Origin of the sequence: Kitasatospora sp. NPDC004723 (genome assembly GCF_040609255.1) — a bacterium.
GTDB lineage: Bacteria > Actinomycetota > Actinomycetes > Streptomycetales > Streptomycetaceae > Kitasatospora.
This window is the reverse complement of the sequence record NZ_JBEXJT010000062.1, coordinates 1-23,975: the sequence shown is the minus strand read 5'-3', so window position 1 is coordinate 23,975 and position 23,975 is coordinate 1. Positions and strand designations below refer to the sequence as shown.

General features: G+C 72.9%; 22 protein-coding genes. 15 read left to right on the top strand and 7 right to left on the bottom strand.

Translation table 11 applies throughout. The features are described from left to right. Positions 1-185 precede the first annotated feature (185 nt). Complete coding sequence (gene fabG, locus ABZW10_RS35310; protein ID WP_355374625.1) at positions 186-905, top strand: 3-oxoacyl-[acyl-carrier-protein] reductase; 720 nt, start codon at positions 186-188, stop codon at positions 903-905. Position 906: 1 nt separating this feature from the next. Continuing rightward, entirely contained in the window at positions 907-1,674 is a 768-nt protein-coding gene (gene fabI / locus ABZW10_RS35305) for an enoyl-ACP reductase FabI (RefSeq protein ID WP_355374622.1), read from the top strand. Between the two features lie 76 nt (positions 1,675-1,750). On the opposite strand, the gene ABZW10_RS35300 is transcribed toward fabI, so the two are convergent. The 4 genes from ABZW10_RS35300 to ABZW10_RS35285 form a co-directional block, all read right to left on the bottom strand. Continuing rightward, positions 1,751-2,806: a hypothetical protein gene (locus tag ABZW10_RS35300; protein WP_355374619.1), complete on the bottom strand. Its 1,056-nt coding sequence runs from the start codon at positions 2,804-2,806 to the stop codon at positions 1,751-1,753. Further along, positions 2,803-4,971 carry a DUF6571 family protein gene (locus ABZW10_RS35295; protein WP_355374616.1) on the bottom strand — a complete coding sequence of 723 codons (2,169 nt, stop codon included), beginning with the start codon at positions 4,969-4,971 and terminating at the stop codon, positions 2,803-2,805. The genes ABZW10_RS35300 and ABZW10_RS35295 overlap by 4 nt, the downstream gene beginning before the upstream one ends. Positions 4,972-4,975: 4 nt before the next feature. After that, positions 4,976-5,314 carry a hypothetical protein gene (locus ABZW10_RS35290; protein ID WP_355374614.1) on the bottom strand — a complete coding sequence of 113 codons (339 nt, stop codon included), beginning with the start codon at positions 5,312-5,314 and terminating at the stop codon, positions 4,976-4,978. 127 nt (positions 5,315-5,441) lie between these two features. Next, positions 5,442-6,116, bottom strand: coding sequence for a FadR/GntR family transcriptional regulator (locus tag ABZW10_RS35285; RefSeq protein ID WP_355374611.1), 675 nt, complete (start codon positions 6,114-6,116; stop codon positions 5,442-5,444). An 84-nt stretch (positions 6,117-6,200) separates the two neighbouring features. Here ABZW10_RS35285 and ABZW10_RS35280 point away from each other — a divergent pair, with 84 nt between their 5' ends. The 3 genes from ABZW10_RS35280 to ABZW10_RS35270 all read left to right on the top strand — a co-directional run bounded on the left by ABZW10_RS35280 (position 6,201) and on the right by ABZW10_RS35270 (position 8,378). Further along, positions 6,201-7,502, top strand: a complete 1,302-nt coding sequence (locus ABZW10_RS35280; protein ID WP_355374608.1) for an MFS transporter — start codon at positions 6,201-6,203, stop codon at positions 7,500-7,502. A 64-nt stretch (positions 7,503-7,566) separates the two neighbouring features. Beyond that, a complete protein-coding gene (locus tag ABZW10_RS35275) occupies positions 7,567-7,689 on the top strand; it encodes an SGM_5486 family transporter-associated protein (RefSeq protein ID WP_355374605.1) in 123 nt (40 codons plus the stop codon). Positions 7,690-7,850: 161 nt separating this feature from the next. Further along, the gene (locus ABZW10_RS35270) at positions 7,851-8,378 is read left to right on the top strand and encodes a histidine phosphatase family protein (protein ID WP_355374602.1); all 528 of its coding nucleotides are present in this window, start codon (positions 7,851-7,853) and stop codon (positions 8,376-8,378) included. Positions 8,379-8,460: 82 nt separating this feature from the next. Here the strand turns inward: ABZW10_RS35270 and serB are convergent, their stop codons facing one another. After that, positions 8,461-9,735 carry a phosphoserine phosphatase SerB gene (gene serB, locus ABZW10_RS35265; RefSeq protein WP_355374600.1) on the bottom strand — a complete coding sequence of 425 codons (1,275 nt, stop codon included), beginning with the start codon at positions 9,733-9,735 and terminating at the stop codon, positions 8,461-8,463. Between the two features lie 328 nt (positions 9,736-10,063). Between serB and ABZW10_RS35260 the strand changes: the two genes are divergently transcribed. The 3 genes from ABZW10_RS35260 to ABZW10_RS35250 all read left to right on the top strand — a co-directional run bounded on the left by ABZW10_RS35260 (position 10,064) and on the right by ABZW10_RS35250 (position 14,722). Continuing rightward, a complete protein-coding gene (locus ABZW10_RS35260) occupies positions 10,064-12,661 on the top strand; it encodes an FHA domain-containing protein (RefSeq protein ID WP_355374597.1) in 2,598 nt (865 codons plus the stop codon). Between the two features lie 320 nt (positions 12,662-12,981). After that, a complete protein-coding gene (locus tag ABZW10_RS35255; RefSeq protein WP_355374685.1) occupies positions 12,982-14,079 on the top strand; it encodes a GAF domain-containing sensor histidine kinase in 1,098 nt (365 codons plus the stop codon). Continuing rightward, positions 14,072-14,722: a response regulator transcription factor gene (locus ABZW10_RS35250; protein WP_355374594.1), complete on the top strand. Its 651-nt coding sequence runs from the start codon at positions 14,072-14,074 to the stop codon at positions 14,720-14,722. The genes ABZW10_RS35255 and ABZW10_RS35250 overlap by 8 nt, the downstream gene beginning before the upstream one ends. Here the strand turns inward: ABZW10_RS35250 and ABZW10_RS35245 are convergent, their stop codons facing one another. Then, complete coding sequence (locus ABZW10_RS35245; protein ID WP_355374591.1) at positions 14,723-15,523, bottom strand: hypothetical protein; 801 nt, start codon at positions 15,521-15,523, stop codon at positions 14,723-14,725. 149 nt (positions 15,524-15,672) lie between these two features. Here ABZW10_RS35245 and ABZW10_RS35240 point away from each other — a divergent pair, with 149 nt between their 5' ends. From ABZW10_RS35240 to ABZW10_RS35215, 6 genes are all read left to right on the top strand, one after another. Beyond that, complete coding sequence (locus ABZW10_RS35240; RefSeq protein ID WP_355374589.1) at positions 15,673-16,464, top strand: ABC transporter ATP-binding protein; 792 nt, start codon at positions 15,673-15,675, stop codon at positions 16,462-16,464. 222 nt (positions 16,465-16,686) lie between these two features. Next, entirely contained in the window at positions 16,687-17,109 is a 423-nt protein-coding gene (locus ABZW10_RS35235; protein WP_355374586.1) for an NfeD family protein, read from the top strand. 10 nt (positions 17,110-17,119) lie between these two features. Continuing rightward, entirely contained in the window at positions 17,120-18,178 is a 1,059-nt protein-coding gene (locus ABZW10_RS35230; protein ID WP_355374583.1) for an SPFH domain-containing protein, read from the top strand. A 175-nt stretch (positions 18,179-18,353) separates the two neighbouring features. Further along, entirely contained in the window at positions 18,354-19,112 is a 759-nt protein-coding gene (locus tag ABZW10_RS35225) for a sulfite exporter TauE/SafE family protein (RefSeq protein ID WP_355374580.1), read from the top strand. Between the two features lie 106 nt (positions 19,113-19,218). Next, the gene (locus ABZW10_RS35220; protein WP_355374577.1) at positions 19,219-19,521 is read left to right on the top strand and encodes a 4a-hydroxytetrahydrobiopterin dehydratase; all 303 of its coding nucleotides are present in this window, start codon (positions 19,219-19,221) and stop codon (positions 19,519-19,521) included. A gap of 97 nt (positions 19,522-19,618) precedes the next feature. Then, on the top strand, positions 19,619-21,361 hold the full coding sequence (locus tag ABZW10_RS35215; protein WP_355374574.1) for a PQQ-binding-like beta-propeller repeat protein: 1,743 nt from the start codon (positions 19,619-19,621) through the stop codon (positions 21,359-21,361). Positions 21,362-21,481: 120 nt separating this feature from the next. Here ABZW10_RS35215 and ABZW10_RS35210 read toward each other — a convergent pair whose 3' ends face one another. After that, on the bottom strand, positions 21,482-22,018 hold the full coding sequence (locus ABZW10_RS35210) for an HNH endonuclease (protein WP_355374572.1): 537 nt from the start codon (positions 22,016-22,018) through the stop codon (positions 21,482-21,484). A gap of 302 nt (positions 22,019-22,320) precedes the next feature. Between ABZW10_RS35210 and tyrS the strand changes: the two genes are divergently transcribed. Next, positions 22,321-23,583, top strand: a complete 1,263-nt coding sequence (gene tyrS / locus ABZW10_RS35205) for a tyrosine--tRNA ligase (protein ID WP_355374682.1) — start codon at positions 22,321-22,323, stop codon at positions 23,581-23,583. The last annotated feature ends 392 nt before the right edge of the window (positions 23,584-23,975 follow it).

Below are 23,975 nucleotides of genomic sequence, written 5' to 3'. Positions count from 1 at the left end.
AACCGGTTGGACGTGAATTGTCGGGTACTGACAGTTCCGTCGCTGCGGCGCTGTCGGAGACCGATTCGCCGCCGCGCCGGGCCGACCGATAGCGTCACACTGCGTACTCGTTGCGATGTACGTGGACATCACGAAGTGGTGCGCGGGCATCACGGCGTGCGCACACAAGGGAGAGAGGTGGATCGTTGAGCCGCTCGGTTCTCGTCACCGGAGGCAACCGGGGCATCGGCCTCGCGATCGCCCAGGCCTTCGCCGAGGCGGGCGACAAGGTCGCCATCACCAGCCGGTCGGGTGAGGTCCCCGAGCAGCTGGCCAAGTTCGACGTGCTCGCGGTGCGCTGCGACATCACCGACAGCGCCCAGGTGGACGCGGCCCTGACCGAGGTCGAGGCCGCGCACGGCGCCGTCGAGGTGCTGGTCGCCAACGCCGGGATCACCAACGACACCCTGCTGCTGCGGATGTCGGAGGAGGCCTTCACCTCCGTCCTGGACACCAACCTCACGGGCACCTTCCGGGTCGTGAAGCGCGCGTCCAAGCTGATGATGCGTGCCCGTAAGGGCAGGATCGTGCTGATCTCCTCGGTCGTCGGCCTCTCCGGCTCCCCGGGCCAGTCCAACTACGCCGCGTCCAAGGCCGGCCTGGTCGGCTTCGCCCGTTCGCTGGCCCGCGAGCTGGGCCCGCGCAACATCACCGTCAACGTGGTCGCTCCCGGCTTCGTGGACACCGACATGACCGCGGTGCTCAGCGACGAGCGCCGCGCGGAGATCGTCGCCGACGTGCCGCTGGGCCGTTACGCGGCGCCCGCCGAGGTCGCTTCCACCGTGCGGTTCCTCGGTTCGGACGAGGCCGCGTACATTACCGGAGCCGTCATTCCCGTCGACGGCGGATTGGGCATGGGTCACTGACATGAGCGGAATCCTCGAGGGCAAGCGCATCCTGATCACCGGTGTGCTGATGGAGTCCTCCATCGCCTTCCACACCGCCAAGCTGGCCCAGGAGCAGGGCGCCGAGGTCATCCTGACCGCCTTCCCGCGGCCGAGCCTGACCGAGCGCATCGCCAAGAAGCTGCCGAACCCGGTCAAGGTCCTGGAGCTGGACGTCTCCAGCGAGGAGCAGCTGGCCGGCATCGCCGACCAGGTGCGTGAGCACCTGCCGAGCCTGGACGGCATCGTCCACTCGATCGGCTTCGCCCCGCAGGACGCCCTGGGCGGCAACTTCCTGAACACGCCGTGGGAGTCCGTGGCCACCGCCATGCACGTCTCGGCGTTCTCGCTGAAGTCGCTGACCATGGCGCTGCTGCCGCTGATGCAGGACGGCGGCGCGGTCGTCGGCCTCACCTTCGACGCGCAGTACGCCTGGCCGCAGTACGACTGGATGGGCCCGGCCAAGGCCGCCCTGGAGTCGACCAACCGCTACCTGGCCCGCTACCTGGGCGAGCGGGACATCCGCTGCAACCTGGTCTCGGCCGGCCCGCTGGCCTCGATGGCCGCCAAGTCCATCCCGGGCTTCCCCGACCTGGCCGCCACCTGGGACACCCGCTCCCCGCTGAAGTGGGACCTGAGCGACCCGGAGCCGGCCGGCCGCGGCGTCGTCGCCCTGCTGTCGGACTGGTTCCCGAAGACCACCGGCGAGATCGTCCACGTCGACGGCGGCCTGCACGCCATCGGCGCCTGACGCCCCTCGCACACGCCGCTGCCCGGCACCCCTCCCGACGAGGAGCGGTGCCGGGCAGCGGCGTTCCGGTGCCGGGTCACTTCGGGGCGATCGGCTCGCAGCCGCGCTGCCCCGCCACCGCGTTCGCCCAGGAGGTGAACAGCGGCGTGCCGTAACCGGCGGGGTCCACGGGGTCGACGAGGTCGCCGCGCCCGGACAGCTGGAGGAACAGATCGTCCTCGCCGCACGGCGCGTGGACGGCGCTGTACGAGCCGGTGCCCCGCCAGCCGGCCGGCAGCGGCGCCGTCAGTTCCTTGCGCCCGGCGGCGAAGGCCGGGTAGCGGGTGTCGGCGGTGGCGGTGAAGCGGATCGCCGGCTCCGCCATGGTCCCGCTGTAGACCCAGCAGGACTGCAGCGGCGCCGCCGGGTCGCTGACCCGCTGGGCCGGCTCCGGCAGGTCCTTCCCGGTCCCGACGCCCGGCAGGCCGCAGAGCCGCCCGTCGGCGGCGGGCACGGCGGCCGGGCCGGCGGCGGTGAGGTGCATGTCCGGCGCGTCGGCGGCGCCGCAGCCGGAGGAGCCGGCGACCGCCGAGCCGAAGTCGCCGGCGAGCCGGGCGAGGGCCTCCCGGGTCGGCTGGTCCGGGGTCTCCCGGGCCGGGTCGTCCTGCCGGCGGACCCCGCCCTCGCCGCGGTGGCGCACGTCCGCGCTGAGGACGTCGGCGTCCCGGTCGGGGAAGTCCTCCGACGCACCGTCGGCGGGCTTGCGGCAGCCCGCCGGCAGCACCAGCCAGCCGGTGTCGTTGGCGAAGGCGCCGATCGGGCCCCGGTCCGGCTGCGACATCCCCGGATCGACCTGGCTGCGCCGGTCGGCGACCTTGACGCCGTGGGTGCGCAGGGTGAGGTCGGCGCCGTCGCGGGCCTCGATCACGCAGCTGCCCTCCGGCCGCTCACGGTCCTTCGACCGCTCGCTGCGGACGACCTCCAGCCGGCCGCCGCCCAGCACCGCCCGGACGTCCCCGGTCGCGACGGCGCCGTCGCAGAGCCGGTCCGGGAGGAACAGGCCGGTGTACCGCCACGCGGCGAAGCCGCCCGCGCCGAGGGCGAGGACGAGCACGCCGGCGAGGACCGCCCAGGTGCGTCGGGAGAGCCTCACTGCTGACCGTTCCGTCCGAGCGCGCTCATCGCGTTGGCGTGCCCGTTGGTGTGGCCGTTCTCGATGTTGGAGTAGACGAGGTCGGCCCGGGCGTCCGTGGTGTAGCCGTTGGCGCGGCCCCAGCCGAGGGACATCTCCTTGCTCTGGTTCAGGGCCGCGAAGTGGTGGTCGGAGGACGCCTTGTTGCCGGCGTCCTGGGCGTCCTTCTTGACGTCGTCCGCCCACTTCTCGATGCCCATGTCGACGAGCGTGCCCGCGATGTCGCCGACCTCCGGGATGAACCCGGTCACGGTGCCGTTCATCGAGGAGGCGAACGAGCTGGTCTTGTCGGCCCACTCCATCCGGTCGTCCTTGTTGTCCAGGATGACGTCCGAGCGGATGGCGTCGTAGGCGCCGAGCGCGGTGCCGACGCGCTGGGCCGGGACGTCGACCGCGTCGCGGTCCGCGCGCGGGTCGGCCGGCAGGCCGCCGATGACCTCGGCGGCCTTGGCCCGCTCGGCGCTGTAGAGCAGCGCGTAGGCCTCGGGCTCGTCCGAGACGCCGCGCAGGACGCGGACCAGGCTGTCGGCGCCGCCGTCGATGTGGCCCTCGCCGTTCACCTCCTTGACCCCGCCGCCGCCGCTGCTGACGTGGTCGCTGAGGATCTTGTGGGTGTCGTCGACGTAGTCCGACAGGGCGTTGGCGAGCGGCATCTTCAGATCGTCGTGGATCTCGCTGCCCTTGCCGTCCCCGTCCAGGGCCGAGATCACGCCCTCCATGACGCGGGCCTGGGCGGGGGTGTGCGGGCCTCCCTTGTGGGTGCCCTCGCCAGGGACGTCGCCGGTGGCGGCGGCCTCCAGGGCGGCGGCCAGGCCCTCCTGGTGGGTGGCCTTGTCCTGGATCGGCGGGCCGTACAGGGTGTTGGTGAACGTGGTGGGCCACGTGCGGTCGCGCAGCAGGTACTTGAGGCGGTCGTCGGCGCCGGGCGACTTGGGGTCCAGGAACATCGTGGCGGCGTCCGGGTTCTGGCCCATCAGCTTGAGCACGCCGTCCACGGGGTCGTACACCAGGTCCGGGCGCGGGCCGTTGAACTGGTGCATGCCCCAGCGGTTCTTGTCGCCGCGCTCGGCGCTCAGGATGTCGGTGCCGAGGTCGTTCAGGAACTCCTTGCCGTACCCGGCGTTGCCGTGCTGGAGCAGCGTGGCCAGCGTCTGGTAGCCGTAGATCGGCTCGGCGCCGCCGCCGAAGTGGCGCTCGTTGATGTTCTTGACGCCGGCTTCCTGCAGGCCCTTGCGGAAGTCCTGGTAGAACTTGCTGTTGCTGTCCCGGGTGGCGCCGGCGATGGTGTTGGCGAGGTTGGTCTGCAGCTCGCCGTACTCGCCCTTATTCTTGCCGTCCCGGTCGTTGAGCCGCAGCTCCAGCTCGTCGGCGAGCAGCAGGGTGCCCTCCGGGCCGAGCGCGTTGAGCAGGGTCTGGCCGTAGACCGGGCTGCCGGAGTTGGCCTTCATCAGGTTGTTGAGCTCGGCGAGCTCCTCCGGGGTGAGGGTCTTGCCGTCCTTGATCCGGGCGGCGAGCTCGGCGGCCCGCTTGCCGTCCGCCTCGTCGCCGCCGCCGGCGGCCTGGCCGTTGAACTGGTTGGTCGGGTCGCCGACCTTGGCGGCGCGGCGCAGCTGGAGGGCGGCCCGCTGGTCGGCGGCGGTCGCCTCCTCCAGGGCGATCTTGATCTGCTGCGCCCACTTCCCGGCGGCCTCGCTGCGCTCCTGCTGGTAGTCCCGGTCGTGGCGGTACTCCTGCTTGGTGGCCGGGTCGAGCGCGCCGACGTCGAACATCACGGCGCCGGTGCCGGTCACCTTCATGCCGTCGGCCTGGGCGCCGGCGACGGCCTGCTTCAGCTTCTTCTGCGCCGCCTCGAAGTCGTTCTTGGCGTCGGTGATGATCGAGGCGACGGCCTTGGCCTCGGTCTGCGCGTCGACGCTCTGCTGGCGGGTCGCGCTCACGTGCATGTTGGCGGCGAACGCGGTGGAGCCCATCCACAGGCCCTGGTTGCCGGTGACCGAGAGCACCTCGGTCTCCAGCCGGTGCTGGATCTGCAGGTACTTCCCGGCCATCTCGGTCCAGTCGGCGGCGGCCTTGGCCATCGCGGACGGGTCGGCCTTCATGACGTCCTCGTAACCGAGCAGGCTCATCGGTTCACGCCTTCCCGGTGAACGACGTGGCGATGCCCTGCTCGACGTTCAGGTAGTTGGTGTGGGTCTGGCGCATCATCCCGGCCTCCTGGTTGAGCCGGCCGTTGAGCTGCGACACCTGCTCGTGCCACTCCTTGACCGCGCCGCGCAGCGCCGCCGCGGTGTCCCAGCCGCTCAGCTTCCCGGCCGCCGCCTCGGTCGACTCGTCGGCCCCCTTGCCGGCCGCGGTGCTGTCGTTGGCGATGCCGTCCAGCGCGGTGGCCGCCTTGTCGAGGGCCGGCGTCGACACCTTGGTCGGCCCCCCGCCCGGTCCCTGGCCCAGTTTCAGGTCCGGATCCGCCATCAGTTCTCCCCGTTGTGTGCACACCTGACCGGAGTACGGCCGTCCGCGAATTTTCACGGGACGTTAGCACGCCAAATCGGGCCTCCGGCAAGGCGTGAGGCCGTCCTCCGGGGGGGGGCGGGCGGGGTCAGGCCTCGGGGTCGTTGCAGCGGCCGATGGCGCGGCCGGCCTCGTGCGAGGCGCGCTGGGCGTCGCGGGCGCGGATGGCGTCGACGATCTTGTCGTGTCCGAGGTAGCGCTCGGCGATGAGTTCGGGGCCGACGTCGTGGCGCAGATGGGCCCGGGTGACCTCGCCGAGGTCCGCGTAGAGGGCGGCGAGCACGTCGTTGTGGGCGGCGGCGACGACGGCCTGGTGGAAGGCGGCATCGGCCTGGACGAAGTCCTCGGCGTCGCCCGCGCGCCAGGCGTCCTCGCGGCGGGCGAGCGCGGCGTCGATGAGCACGAGGTCGCGCTCGGTGCGGCGAGTGGCGGCGAGGCCGGCGGCGGAGGTCTCCAGGGTGGCCCGCAGCTCGGCGACCTGGGCGCGTTCGGCGTCGGCGAAGCGGCGGTGCATCACGCCGGCGAGCTCGCTGGTGGCCAGGACGTAGGTGCCGGAGCCCTGGCGGATGTCCAGCAGCCCGTTGTGGGCGAGCGCGCGGACGGCCTCGCGGACCGTGTTCCTCGCCACACCGAGCTGTTCGACGAGGGCGGCCTCGGTCGGGATGCGCGAGCCGACCGGCCATTCGCCGGAGGTGATCTGGGCACGCAGCTGGGAGATCACCTGGTCGGACAGCGGGGTGCGCCTCGGCGAGGACAGCGCCACAAGGACTCCTTGGGTCGGATGGGTCGGGCCATCATGCCAATTCACGGATGCACTAATTCATCCCATCATTCTATGATGACTCGCATGTCGTCCGCAGCAGACACCGCAGACCCCGCCACCGCCTCCCCCCGCGCCGGGGGCCGGCCGCAGACCGAGCGGCCCGCCCCGACCGGCCGCAGCTCCGTCGGCTGGCTCTTCGCCCTCGCGATCGCCGCCGCCGCGTTCAACCTCCGCCCCGTGGTCACCAGCCTCGGGCCGATGCTCGACCAGGTCCGCGCCGACCTCGGGATGAGCCCGACGGTGGCCGGCCTGCTCACCGCCGTCCCCTCGCTCTGCTTCGCCCTGTTCGGCTTCGCCGCGCCCGGCCTGGCCCGCCGGCTCGGCCCGGTCGCCGTGGTCACCGCGGGCATGGGCGCGATCACCGCCGGCGTGCTGGCCCGCTCCTTCGCCGGCAACACCGCCGTCTTCCTGCTGCTGACCGCGCTCGCGCTGGCCGGTGTCGCGGTCGCCAACGTGCTGCTCCCGGTGGTGATCAAGCGGTACTTCCCGGACAAGGTCGGGCCGATGATCGGCCTGTACTCGATGGCGCTGTCCGGCGGCACCGCGCTGGCCGCGGCCGTCGCCGTCCCGCTGACCAGCGCGCTCGGCGGCGACTGGCGGGTCGGCCTCGGGGTGTGGGCCGCGCTCGGCGCCCTCGCCCTGCTGCTCTGGGTCCCGGTGCTGCTCACCCGCCGCACGCAGGGCGGCGGGCCGTCGGACGGCCGGGGCGCCGGGACGAAGCTGCCGATCACCCGCAGCCGCACCGCCTGGGCGCTGGCCTGCTTCTTCGGCTGCCAGGCGACCGGCGCCTACGTGGTGATGGGCTGGCTGCCGAAGATCTTCCAGGACTCCGGCATCTCCGAGGGCACCTCCGGCGTGCTGCTGGCGCTGACCATGGTGATCGGCGTGCCGGTCTCCTTCGTGCTGCCCAACCTGGCCGCCCGCCGCGGTGACCAGCGGCTGTTCGTGGTGGTGCTGGCGGCCTTCGGCATCGCCGGCTACCTGGGCCTGGCGTTCGCCCCCGCCGCCGCGCCGTGGCTGTGGGCGGTCCTGGTGGGCCTGTCCAACTGCGCCTTCCCGCTGGTGCTGACCCTGATCGGCCTGCGCGCCCGGTCGGCCGGCGGCGTGGCCCAGCTGTCCGCCTTCGCCCAGGGCGTCGGCTACCTGATCTCGATCCCCGGTCCGATCCTGATCGGCCGGCTCTACCAGGCGACCGGCGAGTGGTACCTGCCGCTCGGCTTCCTGGCGGTGCTGCTGGTGCCCCAGATGCTGTTCGGCCTGCGGGCGGCCCGGGCCCGGCACATCGAGGACGAGGCGGTCCCGGCCCAGGTCGCGGCGGCGGCCTGACGGCCGGCCCGGCCCGACCGGGGTCGGTGGTGGACGGGCGTGTCCGGGATGGGAGAATCCGGGCATGCCCGTTCTCGAACCGAACCCCACCGACGGCCACAAGAAGCTCGGCCAGATCGCCGCGATCATCGGTGGCATCGTCGTGCTGCTGATCATCGTCGCGACCGTCGCCCAGAACCTGGGCTGACCGGAACCCGGACCGGCCGTGATCCCGGCCGACCGGAAACCCGGGTCGGCCGGACGACGACCTCCGGGTGAACCCCGCATGATGGCACCGCCCGCCCCGTCCGGTGGCGGCATCGGGCAGCATCGCGCTCCCGGCCGGCTTTTCTGCCAAGCTTGCTGGGTATGAGCGCCGACACGCCCCGCAGGATCATCGTTCTCCGCCATGCCAAGGCCGACTGGCCGAACGGCGTCGACGACCACGAGCGGCCGCTGGCCGACCGGGGCCGCCACCAGGCCCCGGAGGCCGGACGCTGGCTCGCCGACTCCGGGATCAACCCCGACTACGTGCTCTGCTCCGACGCCCTGCGCACCCGGGAGACCTGGAAGCTCGCCGCGCACGAGCTGCCGAAGCGCTCGCGCCGCACGGTGTACGAGAACCGGGTCTACGAGGCGACCCCGGGGGAGATCATCGCCGTCCTCCAGGAGACCCCGGACGACCACGCCGACCTGGTGCTGGTCGGCCACAACCCGGGGGTGCTCGGCCTGACCCAGGTGCTGGCCGGCGACGAGGGCGACCGGGACGCGCTGGAGCGGCTGCGGCTCGGCGGCTTCCCGACCGCCGCCATCGCGGTGCTCAGCTTCTCCGGCTCCTGGAAGGACGTCGAGCCGGGCGTCGCCGCGCTGGTCTCGTACTTCACGCCGCAGGACTAGCTGTACTGACCACGGAGGTTGGTGACAGGGCGCGCGGACCAGGTGTCCGCGCGCCCCTCGGCGTCCGCCACGCAGGGCCCCGTCAGACGGTCGCCGCGGCGCCGTCCTCGGCCGGATCGTCCAGCACGTCGGCCGCCTCGACCTCCTCGCGGGTGATCCCGAGCAGGTAGAGCACGGTGTCCAGGAAGGGCACGTTCACCGCGGTGTCCGCCGCCTGCCGCACCACCGGCTTCGCGTTGAACGCCACGCCCAGCCCGGCCGCGTTCAGCATGTCCAGGTCGTTGGCGCCGTCGCCGATCGCCACCGTCTGCTCCAGCGGCACCTTGGCCTGCTCGGCGAACCGGGCCAGCCAGCGCGCCTTGCCCGCCCGGTCGACGATCTCGCCGACCACCCGGCCGGTGAACTTCCCGTCCACCACCTCCAGGGTGTTCGCCGCCGCGAAGTCCAGCCCCAGCTGCTCCACCAGGTGGTCGGTGACCTGCGTGAACCCGCCGGACACCACCGCCACCTGGAAGCCCAGCCGCTGCAGCGTGCGGATCAGGGTGCGCGCGCCCGGGGTGAACCGCACCTCCGCGCGCACCTTCTCGGTCACCGCGGCGTCCAGCCCGGCCAGCAGCGCCACCCGGGCGTGCAGCGACTCGGCGAAGTCCAGCTCGCCGCGCATCGCCGCCGCCGTCACCTCGGCGACCTCCGCCTCGCAGCCCGCGTGGGCGGCGAACAGCTCGATCACCTCGTCCTGGATCAGCGTCGAGTCGACGTCCATGACCACCAGCCGCTTGGCCCGCCGCTCCAGCCCGGCCGCCACCACCGCGACGTCCACCCGCTGGGTGGCCGCCTCCTGCGCCAGCTCGGCCCGCAGCCGGTCGGTGGCCACGCCCGAGACGGCCAGCTCGACGGCGGTCACCGGGTACTTGGCGAGCCGGAAGACGCGGTCGATGTTGCCGCCGCCCTCGGTGATCCGGGAGGTGAGCGCGGCGACGGCGGAGGCGGTGAGCGGGTGGCCGAGGACGGTGACGTGCGAGCGGCCCTCCCGGCGCGGCCGGTTGTCGCCGATGCCGGAGATGATCTCGGCCTGGAGCCTCTGGTCCTCGGCCCAGCGGTGCACCAGGGCCCGCAGCCCGCCCTCGGCGCCGGCCGCGGCGGGGGCGGTGACCAGGGCGCACAGCGTTATCCGGCCACGGGTCACCACCTGCTCGATGTCGATGACCTCGACGCCGTACCCGGCCAGGGTGGCGAAGAGCCCGGTGGTGATCCCGGGGCGGTCCTTGCCGAACACCTTGACGAGCAGGGTGCGCCCGTCCTCGGTCCGGGGCTGCGGTGCGGGGAGCGGCTCGGCGGCCAAGGGCGATGCGTTCATGGTGTCTCCCACGCTACCCGCAGCCCGCCGCGGCGACGGCACCCGTCCGGGTCGTGGACGGGCCTGCGGACCGGCCCGCGGACCGGCCCGCGGAGGGGCCGGAGGAGGCGCCCGGGGAGGGGCCCGCGGACCGGCGGCGGAGCCGGCCGCCGGAGGGTGGTCCGCCGGTGGTCCGCGAATCGTTGCCGCCTGGTCACAGTCCGCGGGGGCGGCTTTCACCCGTGCCCGGCGGGCTGGAATGATTCCCCCGTCAGATTCACGATCATTTTCGCCCCCACCTGACCGGGGCGCACCATCGGGGGAACCGAGAGAGCGGGGCAGACGAGCAGTGCCGCAACTCGTCATCGAGATCAACGGACAGCAGCGGGTCCTGGAACCCGGGCGGTCCTACACCATCGGTCGCAATCCGCAGTCGGACTTCCAGTTCGACGACGCGCGGGTCTCCTGGCAGCACGCCACCATCTCGTTCAACGGGGCGGGTTGGCAGCTGGACGACCACGGGAGCACCAACGGCACCTACACCGGCGGCGCCCGCACCCTGCAGGCGCAGCTGTTCCCGGGCGCCGTGGTCAACCTCGGCAACGCCGAGAACGGCCCCCGGCTCGCCTTCTCCGCGCCGGCCGCCCAGCCCGCCGCCCAGGCCCAGGCCTGGCACGAGGCGACCACCAGCCGCAGCCCCGCCCCGCAGCCGCACGCCGCCGCGCCGCAGCAGCAGTGGCAGGCCCCGCCGGCGCAGCAGCCCGTGCAGCCCTACCCGCAGCAGGCGCAGCCGTACGCGCAGCCGCCCGTCCAGCACGGCCAGCAGCAGCCGTTCCCGCAGCAGCAGGGCCAGCAGCAACCGGTCCCGCAGCAGCAGGGCTTCCCGCAGCCGTCGCCCGCCGTCCACGACGGCGGCCCGCAGCCGACGGTCATCCGCAACCTGACCGCCGGCATGAAGACCATCCGGATCGGCCGCGCGCTCGACAACGACATCGTCGTCTCCGACCTCCAGGTCTCCCGCCACCACGCCGAGCTGCGCCAGCTGCCGGACGGCCGCTACGAGATCGTCGACCTCGGCAGCCACAACGGCATCTTCCTCAACGGCCAGCGCGTCGAGCGTCAGCTCATTGACGCGCAGGACCGGCTGACCGTCGGTCACTCCAGCTTCGTGCTCGTCGGCGACCAGCTGCAGGAGTTCGTCGACACCGGCGCGGTCTCCTTCTCCGCCCGCCACCTGACCGTCGAGGTCGAGCACAAGGGCGCCAAGAAGATCCTGCTCAACGACGTCAGCTTCGGCGTCCCGGAGAAGTCCCTGGTCGCGGTCATCGGCCCGTCCGGCTCCGGCAAGTCGACCCTGCTGCGCGCCCTCACCGGCTACCGCCCGGCCGACCGCGGCGACGTCCTCTACGACGGCCGCAACCTCTACAAGCAGTTCGCCGAGCTGCGCTCGCGGATCGGCCTGGTGCCGCAGTCGGAGATCCTGCACAAGGAACTGACCGTCCGCACCGGCCTCAAGTACGCGGCCCGCCTGCGCTTCCCCGGCGACACCGAGCCGCGCGAGCGCGAGGCCCGGATCGACGAGGTGCTCTACGAGCTGCGCCTGGACAAGCGCGCCGACAACCGGATCACCGCGCTCTCCGGCGGCCAGCAGAAGCGCGTCTCGGTCGCCCTGGAACTGCTCACCAAGCCCTCGCTGATCTTCCTGGACGAGCCCACCTCGGGCCTCGACCCGGGCATGGACCGCGAGGTCATGCAGATGCTGCGCGGCCTCGCCGACGACGGCCGCACCATCCTGGTCGTCACCCACTCGGTGGCCGAACTCGCGCTGTGCGACCGGCTGCTGGTGATGGCACCGGGCGGCTCGGTGGCGTACTTCGGCCCGCCGGACGAGGCCCTGCACTTCTTCGGGTACGAGACCTGGGCCGATGTCTTCCAGGCCTTCGAGAACTACCCGGACCACGACTGGGCCGGCCGCTACCGGGGCTCGGTGCACCACCAGCAGTACTCGGCGGACGTCGAATCCGGCGCCGCGCAGCCGGTGCAGTCCGCGCAGATCGTGCAGGAGGCCGTCCGCCCGCCGAAGCCGCAGAGCTGGGGCTCGCAGCTGTGGACGCTGATCCGCCGCTACGTCTCGGTGCTCGCCTCCGACCGCGGCTTCCTGGCGCTGTCGATCCTGCTGCCGGCGGTGCTCGGCGCCGTCAGCGTGCTGATCCCCAACGAGCCCGGCCTGGCCCGCAACCCCAAGACGCAGCTCGGCCTGAACAGCGGCGCCGCGACGATCATGCTGATCCTGGCGATCGGCGCCTGCTTCTCCGGGGCGGCCAACTCGGTCCGCGAGCTGATCAAGGAACGGGCGATCTACGAACGGGAACGGGCCACCGGGCTCTCCCGCTCGGCGTACATGATGTCCAAGATCATCGTGCTGGGCTTCTTCAGCGTGATCCAGGGCGCGATCATCTCCGCCGTCGGCTTCCTGCCGCGCAAGCTGCCCTCCGAGGGCCTGGTGGTCAAGAACCTGCCGATCCTGGAGATGAGCCTCGGCCTGATCCTGCTCAGCTTCGCCTCGATGATGTTCGGCCTGGCGATCTCCGCGCTGGTGAAGACCGCCGAGAAGACCATGCCGCTGCTGGTCATGTTCGCGATCATCCAGGTCGTCTTCACCGGCTGTCTCTTCCAGGTCTTCTCCAAGCCCGGCCTGGAGCAGTTCGCCTGGCTGATGCCGGCCCGCTGGGGCACCGGCATGGTCGCCACCACGCTGGACCTCTCGCATCTGCTCGGCCCCTGGAACAAGGACTTCCAGAACCCCGAGTACGACGCGATCTGGGGCCACAACGCCGGGCAGTTCTGGTTCGACGCCGGGATCCTGATCCTGATGTCGGTCGTCATCGGCATCGTCGTGACCCGCCTGCAGCGCCGTCACGAGCCCGAGGTCATGCAGAAGGGCTGACCGCCCGCCGACCGCCTGCCGACCGCCCGCGGGGCGGCCCGCCCCACCGGGGAGGGCCGCCCCCGCGGCGTTCCCGGGGCCATCCGGCGCCCTGCGGGGCCTAGGTCCGCAGTCCCGGGCCCGGCCCGGCCCCGGGACGGACGCGCGGGCCCCGCACCCGGCGGTAGGTTGGCGTCATGCCCACCGTGCCACGCGACCACCGGCACGCCGGACCGCTGCCCACCGACCGGATCCCGGTCGGCCCGCCGCCCGACGGCACCCTGCCCGCCTGCGAACCCTGCCTCGCCGGCATCGAGGCCGTCAGCCAGGCCCTGCTCGCGATGAGCCGCCACCTGGAGGTCCGCGAGGTCCTGCGCCGGATCACCGCCTCCGCCCGCCGCCTGCTCGGCGCCGAGTACGCCGCCCTCGGCGTCCCCGACGACCACGGCGGCTTCGCCCAGTTCGTCGTCGACGGCGTCACCGACGAGCAGTGGAAGGCCATCGGCCCGCTGCCCCGCCAGCACGGCGTGCTCGCCGCGATGTTCCACGAGACCGGCGCCGTCCGGCTCGACGACGTCCGCAGCGCCCCCGCCTTCGGCGGCTGGCCGGACGCCCACCCCGAACTCGGCGCCTTCCTCGGCATGCCGATCCTCGACCCCGACCACGCCGAGGACGAGCCCGGCGTCCTCGGCGTGATCTACCTCGCCAACAAGCACAGCGGCGGCGGCTTCACCGACCACGACGAGGAACTCCTGCGGATACTCGCCGCCCACGCAGCGCTCGCGCTCTCCAACGCCAGCCTCTACGAGCGCAGCCGCGAACTCACCCTGGCCGGCGAACGCGCCCGGATCGCCCACGACCTGCACGACGCCGTCGCGCAGAAGCTCTTCTCGCTGCGCCTCACCGCCAAGGCCGCCGCCAAGCTCGTCGACCGCGACCCGGCCCGCGCCCGCGAGGAACTCGCCGAGGTCGCCCGGCTCGCCGCCGAGGCCGCCGACGAACTGCGCGCCGTGGTCGTCGAGCTGCGCCCCGCCGCCCTGGAGGAGGACGGCCTCAGCGCCACCCTGGCCTCCCAGGTGCAGGTCCTGGACCGCGCCCACGCCGCCGACATCGCCTTCGCCGCGGACCGGGTCCGCGCCCTGCCGCAGGCCCAGGAGGGCGCCCTGCTGCGGGTCGCCCAGGAGGCCCTGCACAACGCGCTGCGCCACTCCGGGGCCCGCCGGGTCACCGTCACCCTGGCCGGCACGCCCGCCCGCGGCGCCGTGCTGCGGATCAGCGACAACGGCCGGGGCTTCGACCCCGACTCGGTCCGCCGGGCCGGCCGCCACCTCGGCCTGGCCTCGATGCGCGACCGCGCCGCCGCGGTCGGCGGCCGGCTCACCCTGGACTCCGCCCCCGGAAAGGGCACGGTCGTCGAGATGGAGGTCCCCGGTGCCTGACACCGTGCCCGCGATCCGCGTCCTGCTGGTCGACGACCACCAGGTGGTCCGCCGCGGCCTGCGCACCTTCCTGGAGGTGCAGGACGACATCGAGGTGGTCGGCGAGGCCGCCGACGGCGCCGAGGGCGTCGACCGGGCCCGCGCCCTGGACCCCGACGTCGTGCTGATGGACCTCAAGATGCCCGGCGTCGACGGCATCGAGGCGCTGCGCACGCTCAAGGAGGAGGGCAGCCGGGCCCGGATCCTGATCGTCACCAGCTTCACCGAGCACCGCACCATGGTCCCCGCCCTGCGGGCCGGCGCCGCCGGGTACGTCTACAAGGACGTCGACCCGGAGGCACTGGCCGGCGCGATCCGCTCGGTCCACGCCGGCCACGTGCTGCTCCAGCCGGAACTCGCCGAGGCACTGCTCGCCGACGACGGCCCGCGCCCCCCGCAGGGCCGCGGCGGCACCCTCACCGAGCGCGAGCGCGAGGTGCTCGGCCACATCTCCGACGGCCGTTCCAACCGGGAGATCGCCCGCAGCCTCCACCTGTCCGAGAAGACGGTGAAGACGCACGTCTCCAACATCCTCATGAAGCTGGACCTCGCCGACCGCACCCAGGCCGCCCTCTGGGCCGTCCGCCACGGCGAGACCCGCTAGCTAGGCCCGCTCCTCGTCCACCAGCGCGTTGTACGCCGCCACCTGGGCCCGGCGGGCCGTGCGCCACAGCGGCGCCAGCACCGCCTGCCGGGCCGCGATCTCCGAGGCGCTCACCGCCGCGCCGTGGCTGCCCGAGGCGATCGACAGCAGCGCCGCCACCTGGCGCGCCGACTCCAGCACCCGCACCGCCCGCGGCGGGTACCCCGGCGCGAGCAGCTCGCCGTGGCCGCGCCGCCGAAAGGCCTCCAGCGCCCGCAGCGCCTCGGGCCCGGCCCCGGCGACGTCCAGCTGGGTCAGCAGCAGGGTCGCCCGGCGCAGCCCGTCCGCGAGCTCGAACTCGGCCTCGTGCAGCGACGGCACGTCCGCCGGCGGCGCGTCGTTCACCTCGGAGCAGCGCCACAGCACGGTCGCCGACCGGTCCCCGGCCGGGCCGAACACCTCGATCTCGGGGACCAGCCCCAGCGGCGCCCCGACCGCCAGCACCGCCTCGCCGGCCGCCATCGCCCGCTCGTTGAACGGCGCCGGCCCGGTCAGACCCAGCGGGTGCCCGGCCGACGGCAGCGCCAGCCGCAGGCCCCGCACGCCCAGCACCCGCAGCCGTCCCAGCGCCCAGGTGAGCCCGTGCCGCTCGTCCGGCCCGTCCCCGGGCAGACCGGCCACCCGGTGGCCCTCGTCGGCCCCCAGAACGGCCGCGGCGGCGTTGTCGGGCGGCACCAGACCGGCCAGCAGGGCGTTGCCCCAGGCCGTCAGCCGCCCCGAACGGGGCTCTTCGTACGGATTGTCGGCAGGAGAGACGAGCATCCGGCCAGCCTACGGAATCGGCGGCCATCCGCGTGGCGTAGGTTTGCCCATGCGTGTGCGGCGCACCCACTCCGTGCCACCGGCCACCAGGGGTAGGCTGCCCGCCCGCACCGACGGCCGAGATATCTGTTTTTGGGGAAGGCGTAGGCATGAGCGACGTGCTGGAGCTGGTGGACGTTTCCGTGGTCCGGGAGGGGCGCGCGCTGGTCGACCAGGTCTCGTGGTCCATCTCCGAGGGCGAGCGCTGGGTCATCCTCGGCCCGAACGGCGCCGGCAAGACCACCCTGCTGCAGATCGCCTCCTCGTACCTCTTCCCAACCGCCGGCAAGGTCACCGTCCTCGGCGAGAAGCTCGGCGAGGTGGACGTCTTCGAGCTGCGCTCGCGGATCGGCCTGGCCGGCGCCGCGATGTTCGACAAGCTGCCGGCCGAGCAGACCGTGCTGCAGACGGTGCTGACCGCCGCGTACGGCATGACCGTCACCTGGCAGGAGACCTACGAGCAGTCCGACGAGTCCCGCGCGCTCGCCCTGCTCGACCGCCTCGGCATGGCGAGCCTGACCGACCGCCGCTTCGGCACCCTCTCCGAGGGCGAGCGCAAGCGCACCCTGATCGCCCGCGCCCTGATGACCGACCCCGAGCTGCTGCTGCTCGACGAGCCCGCCGCCGGCCTCGACCTCGGCGGCCGCGAGGACCTCGTCCGCCGCCTCGGCGCCCTGGCCCAGGACGAGTTCGCGCCGGCCATGGCGATGGTCACCCACCACGTCGAGGAGATCGCCCCCGGCTTCACCCACGTCCTGATGATCCGCCAGGGCAAGGTGCTCGCCGCCGGCCCGATCGACACCGAGCTGACGGCACGCAACCTCTCCAAGTGCTTCGGCCTGCCGCTGACCCTGGAGCGCCACGGCGACCGCTGGTCCGCCCAGGGCCTGCCGCTCGGCTGACGCCGGATCGGCTCCGCGCCGCCTCCGCACGGGCTCCGCGCACGGGGTCCGGTACGGGCTCCGTACAGGCTCTCCGCGCGGACCCCGGGGGGCTCCGCCGGGTCCACCGGACCCCCGTCGAACTCGGTCGAACCGGAACCGGTCGCACGCGCGACCGGTTTCCGCCCCTCCACCTGCGGGAACTGACCGCCTCGAAGGCCCTTCCCTCCCTAGGATGGACACGTGGACAGCTGGATCTGGTGGCTTCTGGTCGCCGTCGGCCTCGGTATACCGTTGGTGATCACCGCGATGCCGGAACTCGCCATGTTCGCGATCGGCGCGCTCGTCGCGGCCGGCGTCGCGGGCCTGGGCGCCGACCCGGTCTGGCAGGTCCTGACCTTCGTCGCGGCCTCGGTCGCGCAACTGGTCGTCGTCCGTCCCGTCGCCTACCGGGCACTGCGGAAGGGCCCGCAGATCAAGATGGGCATCGAGGCGCTCAAGGGCGCCACCGCGGTCGTCGCGGAAAGGGTCGACGCGGAGGGCGGCCGGATCAAGCTCAACGGCGAGATCTGGTCGGCCCGAGCGCTCCACCCCGAGCAGGTCTACCAGCCGGGGGAGCAGGTCGACGTCGTCGAAATCCAGGGCGCGACCGCCCTGGTCGTCTAGGGGAGAGTCCGTGGAACCCGTCCTTATCGTCCTGGTCGTCCTGGTCGTGGTGGCCTTCATCGCGCTGATCAAGACGATTCAGGTCATCCCGCAGGCCAGCGCCGCGATCGTGGAGCGCTTCGGCCGCTACACCCGGACGCTCAACGCAGGCCTGAACATCGTCGTCCCGTTCATCGACCGCGTCCGCAACCGGATCGACCTGCGCGAGCAGGTCGTGCCGTTCCCGCCGCAGCCGGTGATCACCCAGGACAACCTGGTCGTCAACATCGACACGGTGATCTACTACCAGGTCACCGACGCCCGGGCCGCCACCTACGAGGTCGCCAGCTACATCCAGGCGATCGAGCAGCTCACCGTCACCACGCTGCGCAACATCATCGGCTCGATGGACCTCGAATCCACCCTGACCTCGCGCGAGGTCATCAACGCCGGTCTGCGCGGGGTGCTCGACGAGGCCACCGGCAAGTGGGGCATCCGGGTCAACCGCGTCGAGCTGAAGGCCATCGAGCCGCCGACCTCCATCCAGGACTCGATGGAGAAGCAGATGCGCGCCGAGCGGGACAAGCGCGCCGCGATCCTCACCGCCGAGGGCAACCGGCAGTCCCAGATCCTGCGCGCCGAGGGCGAGAAGCAGGCCGAGGTCCTCAAGGCCGAGGGTGAGGCCCAGGCCGCGGTGCTGCGCGCCGACGGTGAGGCCGCCGCCATCCGGACCGTCTTCGAGGCGATCCACGAGGGCGACGCCGACCAGAAGCTGCTCGCCTACCAGTACCTCCAGACCCTGCCCGAGCTGGCCAAGGGCGACGCCAACAAGCTCTGGATCATCCCCAGCGAGGTCGGCGACGCGCTCAAGGGCCTCGGCGGCGCCTTCACCGGCCTGACCGGCAACGGCGGCGGTGCCAACGGCAGCGCGCCGGCCGCCCACGGCGCCGCCCCGGCCGCGCCGCCGGCCGCCACCCAGGTCCCGATCGACCCGGCCGCCGGCCCGCGCCCGCTGGACACCGACACCAAGGGTTCCGCGCGGCCCCGGATCGACCCGCTCCGCGAGTACCGCAAGAACGACCCCCAGTGACCGGCCGGTAGGTCCCGGACGTCCGAGGGCCCGTCCCCGTTCCGCACGGGGGCGGGCCCTCGCGCGCGACGGGCCCGCGGCCGTGTGTCGTACGTCCCGAATCGCGGGTGCCTCTGGAACCCCCACCGGTCCGTCCGGCATGATCACCGCGACAGGACCCCACAGGAGGTGGCTCATGACGCTCTGGGAGGCGATCGCCGTCCTGGCGGCAGGCGCCGGCGCCGGAATGATCAATGTGATCGTCGGCTCCGGCACCCTCATCACCTTCCCGGTGCTGCTCGCCGTCGGCCTTCCCCCGGTCACCGCCAACGTCTCCAACTCCTTCGGCCTGGTGCCCGGCTCGCTCAGCGGCGTGATCGGCTACCGCCGCGAGCTGGAAGGCCAGGGCGCCCGGCTCGCCCGCTTCGGCACCGCCTCGCTGCTCGGCGGCGTGCTCGGCGCCTACCTGCTGATCGAACTGCCCAGCGCCGCCTTCGACGCGATCGTCCCGGTGCTGATCCTGCTCGCCCTCGTCCTGGTGGTGCTGCAACCCCGGGTCGCCCGGGCCGTCGCCGCCCGCCGCCGCCCCGACGGCGACCCGCACGGCGGGGTGCCGCTGCTCATCGGGATCTTCCTCACCGGCGTCTACGGCGGCTACTTCGGCGCCGCCCAGGGCGTGCTGCTGCTGGCCCTGATGGGCATGCTGCTCCAGGAGGACCTCCAGCGCATCAACGGCGTGAAGAACGCTCTCGCGATGATCGTCAACGGCGTCGCGGCGCTGTTCTTCCTCTTCACCTCGACGGTGAACTGGGCCGCCGCCGGCCTCATCGCGGTCGGCTCGCTGGTCGGCGGACTGGTCGGCGCCAGGGTCGGCCGCCGGCTGCCGCCGCAGGCGCTGCGCGCGGTCATCGTGGTCGTCGGCCTGGCCGCCGTCGTCAAGCTGCTCACCGACTGAGGCCGCGCTTCGAGGTGTCGCCGACGCCTGACGGCCCGGCCTCTATATCGTCCTGTGCGGGCACGTCCCGAACGAACTGACAGCGACCGGCGACAGGAGTGGACCGATGAGCCGCGAACGGCTGACCGAGGACGAGATCACCGCCGGGCTGGCCGCCCTGCCGCACTGGAGGCGCGAGGGCGACACCATCGTCCGGACCGCCGACGCCCCGGACTTCCCCGCCGGGATCCGGATCGTCGTTTCCGTCGCCGGCACCGCCGAGGCGATGGACCACCACCCCGACGTGGACATCCGCTGGCGCACCCTGCGCTTCGTCCTCTCCACCCACAGCGCCGGGGGCCTCACCGCCCTCGACCTCGACCTCGCCGCCCGGATCGACGACGCCCTGGCCGCCGAGTCCGCCCGATAGGGCACACCTGACAGAGCCGGAACCGTTCCCTCCGGGCCGCGCCGGGGCCGTGAGATGCTGGCTGCCGCAGCGCAGGCGGTCGGGAGGGACGGAACGGATGGCGCAGGACCCCCTCGGTGACGGCCACCCGCAGCCGTGGTACCCCCAGCAGGCGGGCCACCAGCAGGCGGACCCCCAGGGACCGGAGGCGCCGTACCTCCCGTACGACCCGTACCACCCCTACGGCCAGGGGCAGCAGCAGCCCGACGCCTACGTCCCGGACGCGCACCCCCACGACGGGCAGTCCCAGCACCCTCAGCAGCAGTACGCGCCCTACGTCGTCGTGCCGCAGCAGCCGGCGGGGGAGGAGCTGTACGTGCCCGCCGGTGCCGAGTACACCGCCGACGGCTACATCCAGCCGGCGCCCGAGCCCGAGCCCTCGCCCGCCGCGGACGTGGAGGCGGCAGCGGAACCCGCGCCCACCGCCGCCCCGGCGGCCTCCCGGCGCGCCCGCCGTGGCGTACGACCCGGCCCCGCCGAGACCGCAGCCCCCGGCCGGCGCGCCCTGCTGGTGCGCACCGGCGCCGGGGTGGCCGCGCTCGGCGTCCTGGTCGCGGCCGGCCTGATGGTGAGCGCCGAAGGCGGCGGCAGCGCCTCCGCCGACGGTTCCGGCGAGCCCGGCTTCACCTCCGCCCACAGCCGGACCTGGGCCGCCCGGGCCGACGCCGGCGGGCCCGGCGGCGACGACACCCTCGTCGGCAGCTGGCTGCTCGACGGCGCGGTGGTGCGCGCCGACGCCACCGGCGTGCGCGCCTACGGCCTGACGGACGGCCGACCGGTCTGGGCGGTGGAGCCGCCCGCCGCCGGAGCCGTCCCGTGCGGGCTGTCGCCGACCGTCAACCGGGCCGGTCTGGGAGCCGTGCTGTTCCGGCCGCAGGCCGACCCGAAGAGCCCGTGCGCCCTGGTCACCGCCGTCGACACCAAGGACGGCCGGGCGGCCTGGACCAAGCCGCTCACCGATACCAAGGGCCCCTACGGCGCGCGCGTCGGCGTCACCGACGACAAGGTGATCGCGGTCGGCGACAGCCACGCCGTCGCCTGGCAGTCCGCCGACGGCGCGGACGTCTGGCAGTACACCGGGCAGGGGAAGTTCTGCACCCTCTCCGGCGGCGTCTCCGGCGGGACCGTCCTGGTCGCCAGCAGCTGCGCCGACTCCACCCCCATCGACCAGGCCGTCGCGCTGAACACCGCCGACGGCAAGGTCTCCTGGTGGCGCGGCCTGAACAACCGGCCGAAGACGGCGACCGTGCTCTCCGCCGAGCCGCCCGTCGTCCTCACCACCGGCGAGAAGCCCGAGGACGACCGGGTGTTCGCCTGGGGCCCGGCCGGCGACCCCACCGCCGAGATCCCGGTCGCCGACGCCGACGGCCGGCTCGACGTCGCCCACGGCACGTTCTCGGCCACCCCCGGCGTCTTCTTCCACGACCGCACGATGGTCACCACGGTCACCACCGCCGCCTCGGCGAACGGCGCCGGCGGGCCGGTCGCGGTGGTCGGCCACGACCTGGACACCGGCAAGCAGCGCTGGCGGACCCCCGCCCGGGAGAAGGGCGCCGCCCGGGCCGTCGGGGTGGACGGCGGAGCGCTGGTGCTCGCCGTCGACGAACGCAGGGAGCAGCCGGCGCACCTCAGCCGCTTCGCCCTGGACGGCGGACACGAGACGGTCGGCGGCGACTTCCCGTCCGGCACCGGCTCGCTGCTGGTCTCCGGGCGCGTCCTGATCGGCGGCGGCCGGATCGTCGCCGTCCCCGAGCACTCGACCAACTTCGGTACCGCGACGGGCTTCCGGGCCAAGGAATGAGCGCGCGCCGGGCCGGGAACCGACCTCCCCCGTCGGTCCCCGGCCCGGCTTTCCCCCTTGTTTCCCCCCCAGTTCGTGGTCCGCCTCGGGCCACTCGGCCCGCTCGGCCCGCGCGCCCGCTCAGGCGGCGGACGGCGCGGGCGCGGCGACGGCCTGGGCCGGCAGCCAGTCGGCCAGCTCCCGGACGTCCGAGCCGCGCAGCCCCAGCGCCATCATCAGCGTCGCCTGCGGCGTCGGGACGAACGGTTTGCGGAGCAGCTTCATCCCCGCCTGCTCCGGCGTCCGGTCGGCCTTGAACTGGTTGTCCTCCGCGCAGGCGGCCACCGTGTTCAGCCAGGTGTCCCCGCCACCGCGCGACCTCGGCTGCAGGTGGTCCACCGTGGTGGCCCGCCGCCCGCAGTAGGCACACAGGTGCTGGTCGCGGACCAGAACCCCGCGGCGGGACCACGGAGCCTGTTGTCGGAACGGCACCCGGACGTACCGCTGGAGTCTGATCACCCGCGGCACCGGTACCGTCACCCCGGTCCCGCGCATGGTGCGCAGTGGGTGCGCCTGCTCGACCACGGCCTTGTCCTGGAGCACCAGGACCACGGCGCGCTGGAGCGACACCGTCGTCAGCGGCTCGTAGCTTGCGTTCAGAACCAGCGTGCTGCGCACCTCGGCCACCCTTCCGCGGGCGTGCCACGGCGGCACGACCGTCCTCACCCACGTCACTGCCGCCGCGCGGCGGTGGGACCACTGTGAAGGGGCCCCCCGCCGTCGAACAACGGAATTTCCGGTGTCACGGAGGGGCATGACCACGTCGGAACCGGGCCTTCGCGGCGCGGCCGCGCCAGTGCGGCGAAAACTCGCCGGCGGCGACCGCGTAGGCTCTACAGCGCTGGAGTCGTCCTGCACCGGGACCCGATCGAACCGGGCCCGCACCGGACGGGACGCCCGACCGAAGGAGAATCGTGACCGTGACGGACATCGTCGACGAGCTGCGGTGGCGTGGCCTGATCGCCCTTTCCACCGACGAGGACGCACTGCGCAAGGCGTTCGCGGACGGCCCGGTCACGTTCTATTGCGGCTTCGACCCGACGGCCCCGAGCCTGCACCTCGGCAACCTGGTCCAGATCCTCACCATGCGCCGCATCCAGCAGGCGGGGAACCTCCCGCTCGGCCTGGTCGGCGGTGCCACCGGTCTGATCGGCGACCCGAAGCCCACCGCCGAGCGGGTGCTCAACGACCCCGAGACGGTGGCCGGCTGGGTGGAGCGCCTGCGCGGGCAGATCTCCCGGTTCCTGGACTTCGAGGGCCCGTACGCGGCGCGCATGGTCAACAACCTGGACTGGACCTCCGGGATGTCCGCGATCAGCCTGCTGCGTGACGTGGGCAAGTACTTCCGGGTCAACAACATGATCGCCAAGGAGGCCGTCGCCCGACGGCTCAACTCCGACGCGGGCATCAGCTACACGGAGTTCAGCTACCAGATCCTCCAGGGCATGGACTACCTGGAGCTGAACCGCCGCTACGGCTGCACCCTGCAGACCGGCGGCAGCGACCAGTGGGGCAACCTCACCGCCGGCACGGACCTCATCCGCAAGGCCGACGGCAAGTCGGTGCACGCGCTGGCCACGCCGCTGATCGTCAAGGCCGACGGCACCAAGTTCGGCAAGACGGAGTCCGGCACGGTCTGGCTCGACCCCGAGCTGACCACCCCGTACGCCTTCTACCAGTTCTGGTTGAACGCGGACGACCGGGACGTCCCCAACTTCCTGCGGATCTTCAGCTTCCGCTCGAAGGAGGAGATCGAGGAACTGGAGCGCGAGACCACCGAGCGCCCGGCCGCCCGCCTCGCTCAGCGCGCCCTCGCCGAGGAGCTGACCACCCTGGTGCACGGCGCCGACCAGTACGAGCGCGCGGTCGCCGCCTCCAAGGCGCTGTTCGGCCAGGGCGACCTCGCCGACCTGGAGGCCCCCACCCTGGCCGCCGCGCTCGCCGAGGTCCCGAAGGCCGCGGTCACCGAGCTCCAGCCGATCGTGGACCTGCTGGTCGCCGTCGGCCTCTCCCCGAGCCGTTCGGCCGCCCGCCGGACGATCAAGGAGGGCGGTGCCTACCTCAACAACGTCAAGGTGACGGACGAGGAGGCGGTGCCGGCCGAGGCAGACCTGCTGCACGGTCGCTGGCTGGTCCTGCGCCGGGGCAAGCGCAACCTGGCCGCAGCCGAGCTGAGCAAGTGATCGAAATGGCCTCGATGGCCGGAACGCGACGCCGCTGACCTGCGGCTTCGACCCTGAGGGGCGGGATCCAGCCGGATCCCGCCCCTTGAGGTTTGACGATGTCCTCCAGGTGGCCTAGTGTTGAACGAGTCGCTGAAGCGGCCACCCCACTCAGCGCACCACGCTCCAAGCATGAATTTCGAGTGACACTCGGAATGCGCTAATGTGGAGGGCGTCGCGAAAAGTGGCCCCGGACCAGTTCGGGAAATCGGATGAATGAAACTCCGGAAAACGGAGCGGAAAACATCTGATAAGCTGGAAACACGAAAGAACGAAGCGCCCGGAGGGCCCGCTGGAAGGCGGCTCGAAGGAAGCGTCCGTTCCTTGAGAACTCAACAGCGTGCCAAAAGTCA

Bases quoted from the DNA above. Each gene is read 5' to 3' on its own strand.
- fabI (WP_355374622.1), top strand. From the start codon at position 907: ATGAGCGGAATCCTCGAGGGCAAGCGCATCCTGATCACCGGTGTGCTG.
- ABZW10_RS35295 (WP_355374616.1), bottom strand. From the start codon at position 4,971: ATGAGCCTGCTCGGTTACGAGGACGTCATGAAGGCCGACCCGTCCGCG.
- ABZW10_RS35290 (WP_355374614.1), bottom strand. From the start codon at position 5,314: ATGGCGGATCCGGACCTGAAACTGGGCCAGGGACCGGGCGGGGGGCCG.
- ABZW10_RS35280 (WP_355374608.1), top strand. From the start codon at position 6,201: ATGTCGTCCGCAGCAGACACCGCAGACCCCGCCACCGCCTCCCCCCGC.
- ABZW10_RS35275 (WP_355374605.1), top strand. From the start codon at position 7,567: ATGCCCGTTCTCGAACCGAACCCCACCGACGGCCACAAGAAGCTCGGC.
- ABZW10_RS35270 (WP_355374602.1), top strand. From the start codon at position 7,851: ATGAGCGCCGACACGCCCCGCAGGATCATCGTTCTCCGCCATGCCAAG.
- serB (WP_355374600.1), bottom strand. From the start codon at position 9,735: ATGAACGCATCGCCCTTGGCCGCCGAGCCGCTCCCCGCACCGCAGCCC.
- ABZW10_RS35255 (WP_355374685.1), top strand. From the start codon at position 12,982: ATGAGCCGCCACCTGGAGGTCCGCGAGGTCCTGCGCCGGATCACCGCC.
- ABZW10_RS35245 (WP_355374591.1), bottom strand. From the start codon at position 15,523: ATGCTCGTCTCTCCTGCCGACAATCCGTACGAAGAGCCCCGTTCGGGG.
- ABZW10_RS35240 (WP_355374589.1), top strand. From the start codon at position 15,673: ATGAGCGACGTGCTGGAGCTGGTGGACGTTTCCGTGGTCCGGGAGGGG.
- ABZW10_RS35225 (WP_355374580.1), top strand. From the start codon at position 18,354: ATGACGCTCTGGGAGGCGATCGCCGTCCTGGCGGCAGGCGCCGGCGCC.
- ABZW10_RS35220 (WP_355374577.1), top strand. From the start codon at position 19,219: ATGAGCCGCGAACGGCTGACCGAGGACGAGATCACCGCCGGGCTGGCC.
- ABZW10_RS35215 (WP_355374574.1), top strand. From the start codon at position 19,619: ATGGCGCAGGACCCCCTCGGTGACGGCCACCCGCAGCCGTGGTACCCC.